12 protein-coding genes are annotated in these 14,364 nt (G+C 63.8%); 6 read left to right on the forward strand and 6 right to left on the reverse strand.

The window, feature by feature from the left end:
* Window positions 1–35: 35 nt before the first annotated feature.
* From CV770_RS25300 to CV770_RS25315, 4 genes are all read right to left on the reverse strand, one after another.
* Window positions 36–734, reverse strand: coding sequence for a response regulator (locus tag CV770_RS25300; protein ID WP_201760029.1), 699 nt, complete (start codon window positions 732–734; stop codon window positions 36–38).
* 106 nt (window positions 735–840) lie between these two features.
* Window positions 841–1,527 (reverse strand): response regulator, encoded by a 687-nt coding sequence (locus tag CV770_RS25305; protein ID WP_091966513.1) that lies wholly within the window; start codon window positions 1,525–1,527, stop codon window positions 841–843.
* 108 nt (window positions 1,528–1,635) lie between these two features.
* Complete coding sequence (locus CV770_RS25310) at window positions 1,636–2,817, reverse strand: c-type cytochrome (protein WP_245453859.1); 1,182 nt, start codon at window positions 2,815–2,817, stop codon at window positions 1,636–1,638.
* A 130-nt stretch (window positions 2,818–2,947) separates the two neighbouring features.
* Complete coding sequence (locus tag CV770_RS25315) at window positions 2,948–4,663, reverse strand: PQQ-dependent methanol/ethanol family dehydrogenase (protein ID WP_091966452.1); 1,716 nt, start codon at window positions 4,661–4,663, stop codon at window positions 2,948–2,950.
* A 920-nt stretch (window positions 4,664–5,583) separates the two neighbouring features.
* Here CV770_RS25315 and CV770_RS25320 point away from each other — a divergent pair.
* The 4 genes from CV770_RS25320 to CV770_RS25335 all read left to right on the forward strand — a co-directional run bounded on the left by CV770_RS25320 (window position 5,584) and on the right by CV770_RS25335 (window position 10,618).
* Window positions 5,584–6,069, forward strand: a complete 486-nt coding sequence (locus CV770_RS25320; protein ID WP_018321562.1) for a (2Fe-2S)-binding protein — start codon at window positions 5,584–5,586, stop codon at window positions 6,067–6,069.
* Window positions 6,070–6,155: 86 nt separating this feature from the next.
* Window positions 6,156–8,498 carry a xanthine dehydrogenase family protein molybdopterin-binding subunit gene (locus CV770_RS25325; protein WP_104464292.1) on the forward strand — a complete coding sequence of 781 codons (2,343 nt, stop codon included), beginning with the start codon at window positions 6,156–6,158 and terminating at the stop codon, window positions 8,496–8,498.
* A 14-nt stretch (window positions 8,499–8,512) separates the two neighbouring features.
* Entirely contained in the window at window positions 8,513–9,313 is an 801-nt protein-coding gene (locus CV770_RS25330) for an FAD binding domain-containing protein (RefSeq protein WP_104464293.1), read from the forward strand.
* Window positions 9,314–9,511: 198 nt separating this feature from the next.
* On the forward strand, window positions 9,512–10,618 hold the full coding sequence (locus CV770_RS25335; protein WP_104464300.1) for a CaiB/BaiF CoA transferase family protein: 1,107 nt from the start codon (window positions 9,512–9,514) through the stop codon (window positions 10,616–10,618).
* A 220-nt stretch (window positions 10,619–10,838) separates the two neighbouring features.
* On the opposite strand, the gene hppD is transcribed toward CV770_RS25335, so the two are convergent.
* Window positions 10,839–11,954 carry a 4-hydroxyphenylpyruvate dioxygenase gene (gene hppD, locus CV770_RS25340; protein WP_104464294.1) on the reverse strand — a complete coding sequence of 372 codons (1,116 nt, stop codon included), beginning with the start codon at window positions 11,952–11,954 and terminating at the stop codon, window positions 10,839–10,841.
* 121 nt (window positions 11,955–12,075) lie between these two features.
* Between hppD and CV770_RS25345 the strand changes: the two genes are divergently transcribed.
* Window positions 12,076–12,555 (forward strand): Lrp/AsnC family transcriptional regulator, encoded by a 480-nt coding sequence (locus CV770_RS25345; protein WP_201760030.1) that lies wholly within the window; start codon window positions 12,076–12,078, stop codon window positions 12,553–12,555.
* A gap of 72 nt (window positions 12,556–12,627) precedes the next feature.
* Complete coding sequence (locus CV770_RS25350; protein WP_104464296.1) at window positions 12,628–12,939, forward strand: DUF1272 domain-containing protein; 312 nt, start codon at window positions 12,628–12,630, stop codon at window positions 12,937–12,939.
* Window positions 12,940–13,102: 163 nt separating this feature from the next.
* Here CV770_RS25350 and fahA read toward each other — a convergent pair.
* Window positions 13,103–14,364 (reverse strand): fumarylacetoacetase (gene fahA / locus CV770_RS25355; protein ID WP_201760031.1); only part of this gene is annotated, 1,262 nt, incomplete at its 5' end.

Here is a 14,364-nt window from a genome sequence, read left to right on the forward strand (position 1 = left end):
CCCTCGCGCCGCATCGACGGCGAAAGAGGGCTGCATCATGCTTGCGGATCGGTCCGGGCGCGGTCGCGCTTCGCGGCCGCTCCCGAGCCCGCCAGCGTCGCGAAATCGATCTTCGACATTTCGACGATCGCCTTGGTGCGGCTCAGCACGTTCAGCTTGCGCAGGATATCCGAGACGTGAACCTTCACGGTGGTCTCGGAGATCTTCAGCTCGAAGGCGATCTGCTTGTTCTGCAGGCCGCGCTTGAGCATTTCAAGAACGCGCAATTGCTGCGGCGTCAGATCGTGAAGGCGCTTCAGGAGTTCCTGGGCCGCGATCGGCGAACGCTGCGGGCGGGCCAGCGCGCGAAAAGCGGCCGGCAGACATACCGCGCCGCGGACGACTTCGCTGATCGAATGCGCCAGCTCCTGCTTGGACGAGGATTTCAGGATGTAGCCGGATACGCCGAGCGACAATGCGCCCGAGATGATCTGCGCGTCCTGGTGCCCCGACACGATGACGACGGGAATGCGCGGAAACGCCTTGCGGATGCGGATGATACCGGACAGTCCGGTCGTCCCGGGTATCGACAGGTCGAGAAGAATGAGGTCGACATCGGGTCTCGACGCCAACAGCTCGAGCGCACCGTCGATCGAGGCGGCCTGAAGCATATCGGCATCCGGCGTCGCCATTTGCAGCGCCCCCTCGAGCGCCTCGCGAAACAGCGGATGATCCTCGACAATCAGAAACCGCATCAGATTTGGGCCGTTCCCAGCTCGTCACCGAAGTCAGCGATCAGAGCGGCGAGCATGCCGTTGCCGGAGCAATCCTGCTTGATCCAGATCAAGTCGGGCCAGCAGCTCATTGCGGCCTCCCGCGATCGATCCTCGCATGGGGCCGCTGCCGCGGATCCGGCAAATCGACCTTGCCGATCTCGACGATCGCCTTGTTGCGGCTGAACAGTCCGAGCTTGCGCAGGATCTCGGTGATGTGCGCCTTCACGGTCGATTCGGCGAGTTGAAGCTCCTGCGCGATCTGCCGGTTCGGATAGCCGCGGCGAAGCAGATCGAGCACCCGAAGCTGCTGCGGCGTCAGTTCGCGAAGCTTGACCCTCAGTGCCTTGCTGCTGTCGGCGCGCTTCCGCTGCGGCTGCGCCACGAAATCCTTCGGCACCGACACCGATCCGCCGAGGACGCCTTCGATCGATTGCGCGAGCTCGCGCTTGGACGTGGATTTTGGCAGATAGCCGGCAGCACCCAGCGCCAGCGCCTCGCGGACCACATGCTGATCCTCCTCGCTCGAGACGATGGCGACGGGCAGGCGCGGATAGGTCTCGCGCAGCCTGAGAAAACCGGAGAAACCGGTTGCGTCGGGAAGCGAGAGATCGAGCAGCGCAAGGTCGATCCCCCGCTCGACCGAAAGAACCCGCAAGGCGTCCTCGATCGACATCGCCTCCAGAATGCGGGCCTCCGGCAGCGCCAACCGCACGGCATTGCCGAGCGCCTCGCGAAACAGCGGATGATCATCGATGATCAGGAAGCTGGTCATGGCACCTTCCCCGGGGTCCATCGCGCGGGCGCATCCATCGGACGTTGGTGCCGATGGATGCGAAACGGCCCCTAGAACATCTCCGCGATGCCGTCCGGTCAAGACCATTCAGTCGTTCGATTCGGTCTGAACCGTCAACAGAAAGGCGTAGATGCTGTCGAACTGGCCGTCGGTGAAGACCTCTTTCCAGGACGGCATGCCCTTGGCTGGACGCCCCTCATGAACCGTGGTCAAGAATTTCTCTCGCATCTCGTCGCCGTAGCGGTGACGCAGCAGCCTCAGATCGATCTTCCGCTCGCTCTGGATCGCGTCGGGACCATGGCAATGCGCACAGGTGCCGTTGAAGATCTCCTTGCCCTGACCGACAGCTTCGGCATTTGATGCCAGCGCGTCGCCCCTGGTCTCGGTCGCGACGACGTTGGCCACTTGCGCCACGCCGGTGCCGGCGCCGGTCGTGGTTCCCGCCGGCGTCTGCACGGCGCTGAGGCGGAGAGGCTGACCGGTCGGCAGGCCATACTTCACCTTGAGGTCGGCGATGGTCCGCTCGAGGTCCGGCAAAACCGCATCGATCTGGTCGCGCAGCTCTGTCGAGGCCTTCGCGAAGCCGATCGCCGCGTCCCACGACAAACCTTCGCCTTCGGTGAGCTGAACGCGATAGCGATCCTGGTAGACGGACTTGTTCAGCCAGCCGGCCACGGGCCCCCAGATAAAGGCGACGTCGGCCTTGCCCCGATCGAGTACCTGCATGCCTTCCTCTGGCGACAGCACCGTCACCTTCTGGATGTCGTCACGCGTCGCCAGGAGGTTTTGCGGTGTGCTGGCGAACTGCACGGCGACCCGCTTGCCCCGGAGATCGTCGACCCCCGAGATCGTCCGGTCCTTTGCGGTCACGAGGGCGTAACCTTCACGCGCAACCGTGCTCGAGAAAATGACGGCTGGCCCCATGAAATCCTCGGAGCGCGGCAGGCCGATCATGGCGTCGCACTGCTTGCCGAGCAGAGTGACGCGGACGGTGCGCTTGCCGAAATACGACTTGTACCAATCGTAGGCGATCGGCCGGCCGAGTGCCCGCGCCAACGCCTGCCCGATCTCGACATAGAAGCCGGGTTGCGAGGGGCTGTTGCTCGAGAACGGAAGATTGGTCGGATCGGCACAGAGCCGGAACGGCTGCACTTCGTCCGCTCGGCCTATGGCGGCCGGCACGATGAGCGCGGAGCCGGCAATGCATGCAAGTAAAGCTGCGATGGCGCGACGTCTGCTGTGGCCAAGGCCAGAACGAATTGGGCGCATCTTCACCTCCCGTGGTTGGGCATCGTTGGCGTGACGTTGCGACAAGGCCTGGCCTCGGCCGCAACGACGCGATCACACTTTGGGAAAAGAGCGCGTGTATCCCGTCACCTCGGGATACACGCGCCAGTGGTCACTGGACGGAGAACACGAAGAGCGAGCCGCCCTCGGGAGCTGCAGCCGTCATCTTCTTGCCAACCTCGCCCAGGAACGCGGGCAGCGCTGCCGTACGGCCGACGACGATGGCGACGTATTGCTTGCCGTCGACCATGTAGGTCACAGGACCCGCACCGATGCCGGAGCCGAGATTCTTGCTCCAGAGCATTTTGCCGGATTTCGCATCGATGGCGCGGAAATCGCCATGGATGTTGCCGGCGAACACCAGGCCCCCGCCAGTGGTCAGCGTACCGCCATTGAAAGGCAGGTCTTCCTTGATAGACCAGACTTTCTTCTGGTTGACGGGATCCCAGGCCACGAGTTCGCCGAGGAAGCCGCCGGGGCCTTCCTTGGTCGGGAATTCGGCGCCGAGATAGAACACGCCGCGCTTGTAGGCGACGTCACTGACCGACCAATCCATGCAGACATTGTTGGAGGGAATGTAGACGAGGCCGGTCTGCGGGTTGAACGACATCGGCTGCCAGTTCTTGCCGCCGATCAAATTGGGGCAGATGTCCTTGGCGGGATGACCGGGGCCCGGACGCTTGTCGGGATCCTCGACCGCGCGCATGGTGGCGAGATCGAATTTCTGCGCCCAGTTCGAGAAGACATACTTCTCCGCCGAAAGAACCTTGCCGGTCTCGCGGTTGGCGACGAAGAAGAACCCGTTGCGATCGGCCTTCATCAGCGCCGGAACGTTGCTGCCGCCGATGTTGAGGTCGGCGAGCACGGCCTCGTTCACGCCGTCATAGTCCCAGGCGTCGGCGGGTGTGGTCTGGATATGCCACTTGATCTTGCCGGTGTTGGGGTCGAGCGCGAGCGTCGAGGCCGTGTAGAGGTTGGTCAGCTTGCCGAAATCGCCGTTGCCGGTCGAGCGCACGGCAGTGTTCCACGGCCCGGGATTGCTGGTGCCCCAATACACGGTATCGGTCTTGGGATCGTAAGAGCCGACCAGCCATGCCGCGCCGCCGCCATGCTGCGCGGAATCGCCCTTCCAGGTATCGCCGCCGGGCTCCTCCGGCGTGGGAACGGTATAGGTCTGCCAAGCGAGCTTGCCGGTGTTGATGTCGAAGGCCTGAAGCGCGCCGCGCACGCCGTACTCACCACCGCCGAAGCCGGTGATGACCTTGTCGCGCACGACCAGTGGCGGTGAAGTGATGACCGAGCCCTGCTTGTAATCGACCACCTTCGCCGTCCACAGCGCCTTGCCCGTCGCCGCGTCGAGCGCGGTCAGCTTGCCGTCGAGCCGGCCGACGAAGATCTTGCCGTCGGCATAGGAGACGCCGCGATTGTTCACGTCGCAGCAGGCGTATTGCAGCACGTCGTCTGGAATCTCCGGCTCGTAGGTCCACTTGCGCGCGCCGGTCGCAGCGTCGAGCGCATAGACGTATTTCGGCCCCCATGAGGTCGAGACGTACAACGTGTTGCCGATGACGATCGGCGAGGATTCGTTCGAGCGCAGCGATGCAAGCGAGAACGAATAGGCAAGCGACAGCTTGCCGGCGTTCTCGGCGTTGATCTGGTTGAGCGGGCTGAATCGCGTGTTGGCGTAGTCGTGGCCCGCGACCGCCCATTGATTGGAATCGGATTGCGCTTTGAGCAGTGAATCGTTGGCGCGAACGCCAACCGTGCCCGTGCCCAGCATCGCGATCATCGAAATGCCGGCCAAGAAGCCCCTCGTTCCAAAGGTCATTTATTCCCTCCGTGATGTTGCTTTGCGCGCCACGTTGGGCGCCGATGCGCTTTGCGCATTTCGATACGCAGTTCACCTGCGAACCATCACGGAAATTACAGCATCGCCTTTTCGCGCTTAGTATAGGCGGAAGGTAGTAGTGCAAATCACTGTCAGGCTTGACCACTCATCTCGTTGTCGGCACTCGCTTCTTGTCGCTCGTTGGCAGCTCGAAACCGGCGATCGGATTGCGGCAACATCGTGTAGCCATCCGCGCGTTCCGTCGAAAGTCGGCGTCAGCCACGACCGCAAATCACGACGGCGGTTCAACCGCGGCGGATGACCGCTGGGCGTTACGATATCCGTCAATGTCGCCGTGTGGTTGTCGCCCGCTGTGACCGGCAGGCCTTCAGCACGACGGTGGCACTCGGTTCGCGAAGCCATTTCGAGAGTTCGGTTGGCTCTTCGCATCCACTGATCGCCAGGGAGTAGAGGCGGACTTGGGCAGTCCGCCTCTCGGCAGCCCCGCCGAGCCGGCCCGGCCCCTCATGAATCGATCAACGCTTCAATAATATCAATGGCTTATCGCGCAAAATCCTACTACCAAGATCGCGATTACAAAGTTGCTCGGCCGTGCTCCTATTTGCGGAACGACGACAGAGGTCCCAAGGGAGAGACAATCGGCGGCGCTGGACCGACATCCGCGGGCGAGCAGCCTTCGCGCGATGGCAGAGGAGGACGCCGCGGAAGACGAGAGACCATCTGCCCGCAGGTTTCGGACAGGTCGCGCCATGCACTGGCTGCGGCACGGATCGCTGCTGTCTGATCGCGGCGCCTCGACGACCGTTTCGTGACGCCCGGCGCCCCAAAATCCCAGTTGCAAAGTTTCATCGCGCTGTTTCTAATTGGAATAACTACAAACATTCTGGGAGGACGACACCGTGTCTACAGTCAAACTGACAGTGAACGGCAAGGCCGTTGCTGTCGACGTCGAGGACCGCACGCTGCTGGTCCAACTGCTGCGCGATCACCTCAATCTCACGGGGACCCATGTCGGCTGCGACACCAGCCAGTGCGGCGCCTGTGTCGTGCACATGGACGGTCGCGCGGTGAAATCCTGCACCATGCTGGCGGGCCAGGCCGACGGCGCCAGCATCACCACCATCGAAGGCATCGCCAAGGGCGACGAGCTGCACCCGATGCAGGCCGCCTTCCGCGACAATCACGGCCTGCAATGCGGCTATTGCACGCCGGGCATGATCATGTCGGCGATCGACATCGTGCACCGCCATGGTGGTCAGCTCGACGAGGCGACCGTCCGCACCGAGCTCGAAGGCAATATCTGCCGCTGCACCGGTTACCACAACATCGTCAAAGCCGTGCTGGATGCAGCCGGACGCATGAAGGTCTCGCAGGCGGCCGAGTAGAGCGGCACGCCTCGAACGAACAAAATCACCGCTGCCGCTCTCGAAGGAAGGCGCAGCCATAAAATTTCCGGTCGGGAGGACCAGACATGGGTGTTGAAGGCATCGGCGCGCGAGTCGTTCGCAAGGAAGACAAGCGTTTCATTACCGGCAAGGGCCGGTACGTGGACGACATCAAATTGCTGGGCATGACCCATGCCCATTTCATCCGCAGCCCGCACGCACACGCGAAGGTGAAGGGGATCGATTCCTCCGCCGCGCTGAAGATGCCGGGCGTGGTCGCGGTGCTCACGGGCCAACAAATCGTCGACGACAAGGTCGGCAACCTCATCTGCGGCTGGGCCATCACCTCCAAGGACGGCAGCCCGATGAAGATGGGCGCTTGGCCGGCGATGGCGCCGGAGACGGTGCGCTTCGTCGGTCAGGCCGTCGCGGTCGTGATCGCGGACAGCAAGAATCTGGCGCGCGACGCGGCCGAGGCCGTCGTCGTGAATTATGAAGAACTCCCGGCCGTCGCCGACATGCAAGCCGCCATCAAGGCCGGCGCGCCGCAGCTTCATCCCGAGGCTCCCGGCAACCAGGTCTATGACTGGGTGATCGGCGACGAGGGCGCCACCGATGCAGCCTTCGCCAAGGCCGCCAATGTGGTCAAGCTCGACGTCACCAACAACCGCCTCGCGCCGAACGCGATGGAGCCGCGCGCGGCGATTGCCGATTACGACGCGGCGGAAGAGCATTTCACGCTCTATATGACCTCGCAGAACCCGCATGTCGCCCGCCTCGTGCTCTCGGCGTTCTACAACATCGCCCCCGAGCACAAGCTGCGCGTGATCGCGCCCGACGTCGGCGGCGGCTTCGGCTCCAAGATCTTCATCTATCCCGAAGAGATGGTGGCGCTGTGGGCCTCCAAGAAGATCGGCCGTCCCGTGAAATGGACCGGCGACCGCACCGAGGCCTTCCTCACCGACGCGCATGGCCGTGACCATGTGACCCATGCCGAGATGGCGTTCGACGCCAACAACAAGATCACCGGCCTCAAGGTGAAGACCTACGCCAATTTCGGCGCCTACATGTCGCTGTTCTCGTCCTCGGTGCCGACCTATCTCTACGCGACGCTGCTGTCGGGCCAGTACAACATCCCGGCGATCCATGCCGAGGTAGTCGGGGTCTACACCAACACCACGCCGGTCGACGCCTATCGCGGCGCGGGCCGCCCCGAGGCGAGCTATCTGATCGAGCGGCTGATGGAAACGGCGGCGCGGCAGTTGAAGGTCGATCCGGCCCAGCTGCGCCGGACCAACTTCATCACCCAGTTCCCGCATCAGACGCCTGTCATCATGGCCTACGACACCGGGGACTTTAACGCCTCTCTCGACGCCGCCATGAAGGCGATCGACTATGCCGGCTTCCCCGCCCGCAAGGCCAAGGCGAAAGCCGACGGCAAGCTGCGCGGCATCGGCGTCTCCTGCTACATCGAGGCCTGCGGCATCGCGCCGTCGAAGGCGGTCGGTAGCCTGGGCGCCGGCGTCGGCCTGTGGGAATCGGCCGAGGTGCGCGTCAACCCGGTCGGCACCATCGAGATCCTCACGGGATCGCACAGCCACGGCCAGGGTCACGAGACCACGTTCTGCCAGCTCGTCGCGGAGCGCCTCGGCGTTCCCATCAGCCAGGTCTCGATCGTCCATGGCGACACCGACAAGGTGCAGTTCGGCATGGGCACCTACGGCTCGCGCTCGGCGGCCGTCGGCCTCACCGCGATCCTGAAGGCGATGGAGAAGATGGAATCCAAGGCCAAGAAGATTGCGGCGCATGCGCTGGAAGCTTCCGAGGCCGACATCGTCATCGAGAACGGCGAGTTCAAGGTGACCGGCACCGATAAGGCGATTGCCCTGCCGATGGTCGCCCTTGCAGCCTATACCGCGCACAATCTGCCTGACGGGATGGAGCCGGGTCTGAAGGAAAGCGCCTTCTACGATCCGACCAACTTCACCTTCCCGGCCGGCACCTATATCTGCGAGCTCGAGGTCGATCCCGGCACCGGCAAGACCTCCTTCGTCGACTTCGTCGCGGCCGACGATTTCGGGCGGCTGATCAACCCGATGATCGTCGAGGGCCAGGTCCATGGCGGCCTTGTTCAAGGCATCGGGCAGGCGCTGCTCGAGCACGCGATCTACGATGCCAACGGCCAGCCGGTCACGGCCTCGTTCATGGACTACGCCATGCCGCGGGCCGACGATGTGCCCTCCTTCAATCTCTCCCACACCACGACCCTGTGCCCGGGCAATCCCCTGGGCATCAAGGGTTGCGGTGAGGCCGGCGCGATCGGCGCCTCTGCGGCCGTGATCAACGCGATCACGGATGCGATAGGCAAGAACAATCTGGAAATGCCCGCAACCCCTGACCGGGTGTGGCGCACGATCCACGCGGCTTAAGAGGAGGAACGAAGATGTACCAGACCACCTATCATCGCGCTTCCTCGGTCGACGAGGCCGCCAGCCTGTTCGCCAAGGGCAGCGAGTCAAAGTTCCTTGCCGGCGGCCAGACGCTGCTTCCAGTCATGAAGCAGCGCCTCGCCAGCCCATCCGACGTCATCGACCTCGGCAAGATCAAGGAGCTGCAGGGCGTCGAATTGTCGGGCGACACGCTGATTATCAAAGCCGCCACGATCTATTACGACATCATGACCAATGCCGATGTGAAGAAGGCGATTCCCGCGATCGCCTATCTCACCTCGGTGCTCGGCGATCCCGCCGTGCGTTACCGCGGCACGATCGGCGGCTCGATCGCCAACAACGATCCTGCGGCGGATTTTCCCGCCGCACTGCTCGCACTCGGCGCCACCGTGAAGACCAACAAGCGGACGATCTCGGCCGAGGACTTCTTCCAAGGCCTGTTCACCACGGCGCTCGAAGACGGCGAGATCATCACCGCCGTGTCGTTCCCGGTTCCGGCGAAAGCAGGCTACGAGAAGATGCGGCATCCGGCCTCGCGCTTTGCGCTGACCGGCGTGTTCGTCGCGCAGACCAAATCGGGCGAGGTCCGCGTCGCCGCGACTGGTGCCTCGCAATCCGGTGTGATGCGGGTTCCTGCGATTGAAGCCGCACTGAAGGCGAACTGGTCGCCGGCGGCGATCGACGGCGTGACGATTTCGGCGAACGGATTGCTGGCCGACATCCACGGCACTGCCGAGTACCGCGCCAACCTCATCAAGGTAATGGCGCAGCGCGCGGTGGCCGCGGCGCGCTGATAGCGCCTCGACACAAATTTTCCGCGGCGCGCACTTCGGTGCGCGCCGTTTTATTTTGGCGGTGCGGCATCAAAAGCGCTTGCCTCGCTGGCATGAAGGCGAGAAAAGTTAATCAGCCGATTAACTCGCTCCAAAGAAGAATGTCAGCGGCGATTGCCGAACCATCGGCATCCGCCCGCGACCCGAGGAAACAACAACGTGCTCGATAAATCAGCGCCCACCTCGACCGTCCGCGCCTCCGGCCCGCTTTCGGGCTTCCGCATCGTCGAATTCGCCGGCATCGGCCCCGGCCCGTTCGCCTGCATGATGCTGGCCGACATGGGTGCCGACGTCGTCACCCTCGACCGGATCGGCGCGAAGAAGAGCATGAAGTCGGTGGCGGGGCGCGGCCGCAAGGTGATCGAGCTCGACCTGAAGGACAAGGCGGCGATCGCAGAGGTGCTCGACCTGCTTGCCAGCGCCGATGCGCTGGTCGAGGGCTTTCGTCCCGGCGTGATGGAGCGGCTCGGGCTCGGGCCGGACGTCGTGCTCGCACGCAATCCCAAGCTGGTCTATGGCCGCATGACCGGCTGGGGCCAGGAAGGCCCGCTCGCCAATGCCGCGGGCCACGACATCAATTACATCTCCATCACCGGCGCGCTCGCCGCCATCGGCACGAAGGAAGCACCGGTGCCGCCGCTCAATCTGGTCGGCGATTTCGGCGGCGGCGCGCTCTATCTCGTCGTCGGCGTGCTCGCAGCGCTGCTGGAGGCCTCGCGGTCCGGCAAGGGCCAGGTGGTGGACGCCGCGATGTGCGACGGGGCGGCCTCGCTGATGTCGTTCTTCTTCGACATGACGACGCTGGGACGCTGGACCGAGGGGCGCAACCAGAACTTCCTCGACGGCGGCGCGCACTTCTACGGCGTCTATGAATGCGCCTGCGGCCATTTCGTCTCGATCGGCTCGATCGAGCCGCAGTTCTACGCGCTGCTGCGCGAGCATGCGGGTCTGCTAGATGCCGACTTCGACGCCCAGATGAATCCCAAGGCCTGGCCGGCGCTGAAGGAGAAGCTGAAGGCCGTGTTCAAGAGCAAGACGCGCGAGGACTGGTGCAAGATCATGGAAGGCACCGATATCTGCTTCGCGCCGGTGCTGACAATGTCGGAAGCAACCCAGCATCCGCACATGGTCGCCCGCAACGTGTTCGTCGAGCGCCACGGCGTGAAGCAGCCCGCGCCGGCGCCGCGGTTCTCGCGGACGCCGTCGGCTGTGCGTGAGCCGGAGGCGGCGGAGATCGGGGCGGTGATGCAGGCGTGGAAGAGGTAGACTCTCCGCTGCCGCCTCAAATTCCCCCGTCGTCCCGGACAAGCGAGCGTAGCGAGTGCAGATCCGGGACCCATAACCACAGGAAGCGGTTTGGCGAAGACTCGGAGTTATCTGCTCGCGCCGCAACTACTCCCTGTGGTTATGGGTCCCCGCCCCCGTGCGCGATTGCGGCGGGGACGACACCGACATTGAGGGTGCACCCCGCGTCTAACGCAGGTGCTTACGCCGCATCCACCTTCAACACCCCGCGCCGGATCTGATCCTCCTCGATCGATTCGAACAGGGCCTTGAAGTTGCCCTCGCCGAACCCGTCGTCGCCCTTGCGCTGGATGAACTCGAAGAAGATCGGGCCGATCGCGTTGGCCGAGAAGATCTGGAGCAGCACCTTGGTCTGGCCGCCCTCCACCACGCCTTCGCCGTCGATCAGGATGCCGTTCTTCCGGAGACGCGCGAGGTCCTCGCCATGCTTGGGCAGGCGCGCGTCGATCCGCTCGAAATAGGTCTCGGGCGGCGACGGCATGAAGGGCAGGCCGGCGTCGCGCAGGTCTTCGATGGTGCGGTAGATGTCGCGGCAGCCGCAGGCGATGTGCTGGATGCCCTCGCCGCGATAGGTCTTCAGATATTCTTCGATCTGGCCGGAATCGCCGGCATCCTCGTTGATCGGAATCCGGATCTTGCCGTCCGGGCTGGTCAACGCCCGCGAGAACAGGCCGGAGGCGCGGCCCTCGATGTCGAAGAAGCGGATCTGGCGGAAGTTGAACAGCTTCTCGTAGAAGCCGGCCCAGACATCCATGCGGCCGCGATGGACGTTGTGGGTGAGATGGTCGAGATAGAACAGGCCGGCGCCGGCAGGCCGCGGATCGCGCGCGCCGAGCCATTCGAACTCGGCATCATAGGCCGAGCCCTTGGCGCCGTAGCGATCGACGAGATAGAGCAGACTGCCGCCGATGCCCTTGATCGCGGGCACGTCGAGCGTCTTCTGCGCCGATGACACATCGGCAGGCTCCGCACCGAGCGAAATCGCGCGGTCATAGGCCGCCTTCGCATCGACGACGCGGAACGCCATCGAGGGGGCGCAGGGCCCGTGCGTGGCAACGAACTCGTAACCGTGGCTGCCGGGCTCCTCGTTGACGAGATAGTTGATGTCGCCCTGGCGGTAGACTGTGATTGTCTTGGTCTTGTGGCGCGCGACGGGCGCATAGCCCATCAGCTTGAACAGCGCGTGCAGCTCTTCCGGATTGGGATGCGCATATTCAACGAATTCGAACCCGTCGGTGCCCATCGGATTGTCGGCACTGACAGTGGCCGGCGGTGCATCGTGCGGAAACGGTCCCATGGTGTTCTCCCGAAAGGTTGCTGGAAGGAACTATCCTTCATAGGACGCGCAAGGAGCGTGCAAACGGGACGCGTTTTGACTATGATATGCACGATCCGTGCATGAAATGGACAAACGACGCATGATTCCAGTTGACGCCTTCGACCTCAAGATCCTCAGCGCGCTCCAGGACGACGGCCGCCTCACCAACCAGGAGCTCGCCGACCTCGCGGGACTTTCGGCCTCGCAATGCTCGCGCCGGCGGATGCGGCTGGAGGAGGAGAAGGTGATCGCGGGCTATCATGCCGATCTCTCCAGCGAGGCGCTCGGCTTCGGCGTGATCGCCTTCATCCAGGTGACGCTCGCGACCCACTCGCCGGATAATTCGAAGCGGTTTCGCGCATTGGTTGGCCGCATCGACGAGATCCAGGAGGCCTATTCGCTCACCGGTGACGCCGACTACGTGCTGAAGGCGGTGCTGCGCGATCTCAAGGGTCTCTCCAACCTCGTCAACGACGTCTTGATGCCGCATCAGAGCGTGGCGCATGTCCGCTCTTCCATCGTGCTCGACAGGCTGAAGGAAAGCTCGCGATTGCCACTCAAGGAGATCAAGGCCGGCTGAAATCGAGGGAACTACGTCATTCGCGCTTCCCGCGCGATCTGCGATGATCCCAGCCAATCCGGAGATTCAGCCATGGCCCTCCAGCTTCGACCGAACTGCGAATATTGCGACCGCGACCTGCCGCCCGATGCAATTGATGCGCGGATCTGCTCCTACGAATGCACGTTCTGTGCGGATTGCGTCGAGACGAAACTCTCCAACGTCTGCCCGAACTGTGGCGGCGGTTTCGCGCCGCGCCCGATCAGGCCGACGCAGGAATGGCGGCCGGGCGTCTGCACGAGCAAACAGGCGGCGTCGGACAAGCGGGTGCATCTGAAATACAGCGTGGAGGACGTCGCGGCGCATTGCGCGCGGATACGGGACGTGCCGCCGGAGAGGCGCTAGGTCTTTCCACACCGTTGATGCCGTAGGGTGGGCAAAGGCGCTCTTGCGCCGTGCCCACGATCTTTCGATACGCCGAGCGATGGTGGGCGCGCTTCCGCCGTCGCTCTTCGAGCTATGGCGGACAAGTCGCTTTGCCCACCCTACGAGACCGAGCGTGCGGCAATCACTCCGCCGCCAAAATCGTCCCCTCGACCTCGCCGAACCCCACGCGATAGCCATTGCCCTGGCACCAACCGCGCATGACGAGACTGTCGCCGTCCTCCAGGAAGGAGCGCTTGGCGCCGCCGGGCAATTCAACCGGCTCGGTGCCGTTCCAGCTGATCTCGAGCAAGCTGCCGCGCTGGTTCTTCGCCGGACCGGAGATGGTACCGCTCCCCAGGAGATCGCCGACATTCATCGCGCAGCCGCTGGAGGCATGGTGCATCAGCTGCTGCACCGAGGACCAGTACATGTATTTGAAATTGGTGCGGCTGATGCTGGCGGACGCGTTGGCGCCGGTGGCGCGCAAGGAGACGTCGAGCTCGACATCGTAATTCTGCGGCTTGCCCTGCCTGAGATAGTCGAGGGGCACCGGCTGCTGCTCCGGTCCGTTCAGGCGGAACGGCTCCAGCGCCTCGCGCGTCACCACCCACGGGCTGATCGAGGTCGCGAAGGCTTTTGCGAGGAACGGGCCGAGCGGCACATATTCCCATTGCTGGATGTCGCGCGCGCTCCAGTCGTTGAGCAGCACGAAACCGAAGATCATCTCCTCGGCCTGTTGCTCGCTCAGCATGCCGCCCATCGGCGACGGCTGCCCGATCACGACGCCCATCTCCAGCTCGAAATCGAGCCGCTTGCAGGGGCCGAAGCTCGGCACCTCGACATTCGGCGGCTTCAGCTGCCCGCGCGGGCGCTTCACCTTGGTGCCTGACACGACGACGGTGGAGGCGCGACCGTTGTAAGCGATCGGCATATGCAGCCAGTTCGGCTGCAACGCATTGTCCTTGCCGCGAAACATCACGCCGACATTGGTGGCGTGCTCCTTCGACGAATAGAAATCGGTATAGCCGGAGACCGCGAACGGCAGATGCAGTCTTGCATCGCGCATCGGCACCAACGCCTGCTTGCGCAGCTCCTCATTGTCGCGCAGCTCCGGGTGATCGGCCCGCAGGAGCTCGCTGATCCGCGCCCGCGTCTTGGCCCAGACCTTTGGTCCAAGCGCCATGAAAGGATTGAGCGAGGGCCCGGAGAACACCCCGAGCGGACCGACATCGAGCCGGGAATCCTGCTCGAGCTCCCAGAGATCGAGCACATAATCACCGATCGCGACACCGACGCGCGGCGTCGGATTCGCCGCGGTCGAGAACACGCCATAGGGCAGATTCTGGATCGGGAAGTCGGAGGAAGGATCGATCTCGATGAAGGAGCGGAGGCTGGGGTCGTTGG

Origin of the sequence: Bradyrhizobium sp. AC87j1 (genome assembly GCF_002936975.1) — a bacterium.
GTDB lineage: Bacteria > Pseudomonadota > Alphaproteobacteria > Rhizobiales > Xanthobacteraceae > Bradyrhizobium > Bradyrhizobium shewense.

Coding starts and splice junctions, on each gene's coding strand:
- CV770_RS25350 (WP_104464296.1), top strand. CDS start 12,628: ATGGCCCTCCAGCTTCGACCGAACTGCGAATATTGCGACCGCGACCTG.
- CV770_RS25305 (WP_091966513.1), bottom strand. CDS start 1,527: ATGACCAGCTTCCTGATCATCGATGATCATCCGCTGTTTCGCGAGGCG.
- hppD (WP_104464294.1), bottom strand. CDS start 11,954: ATGGGACCGTTTCCGCACGATGCACCGCCGGCCACTGTCAGTGCCGAC.
- CV770_RS25325 (WP_104464292.1), top strand. CDS start 6,156: ATGGGTGTTGAAGGCATCGGCGCGCGAGTCGTTCGCAAGGAAGACAAG.
- CV770_RS25345 (WP_201760030.1), top strand. CDS start 12,076: ATGATTCCAGTTGACGCCTTCGACCTCAAGATCCTCAGCGCGCTCCAG.
- CV770_RS25310 (WP_245453859.1), bottom strand. CDS start 2,817: ATGCGCCCAATTCGTTCTGGCCTTGGCCACAGCAGACGTCGCGCCATC.
- CV770_RS25315 (WP_091966452.1), bottom strand. CDS start 4,663: ATGACCTTTGGAACGAGGGGCTTCTTGGCCGGCATTTCGATGATCGCG.
- CV770_RS25300 (WP_201760029.1), bottom strand. CDS start 734: ATGCGGTTTCTGATTGTCGAGGATCATCCGCTGTTTCGCGAGGCGCTC.
- CV770_RS25330 (WP_104464293.1), top strand. CDS start 8,513: ATGTACCAGACCACCTATCATCGCGCTTCCTCGGTCGACGAGGCCGCC.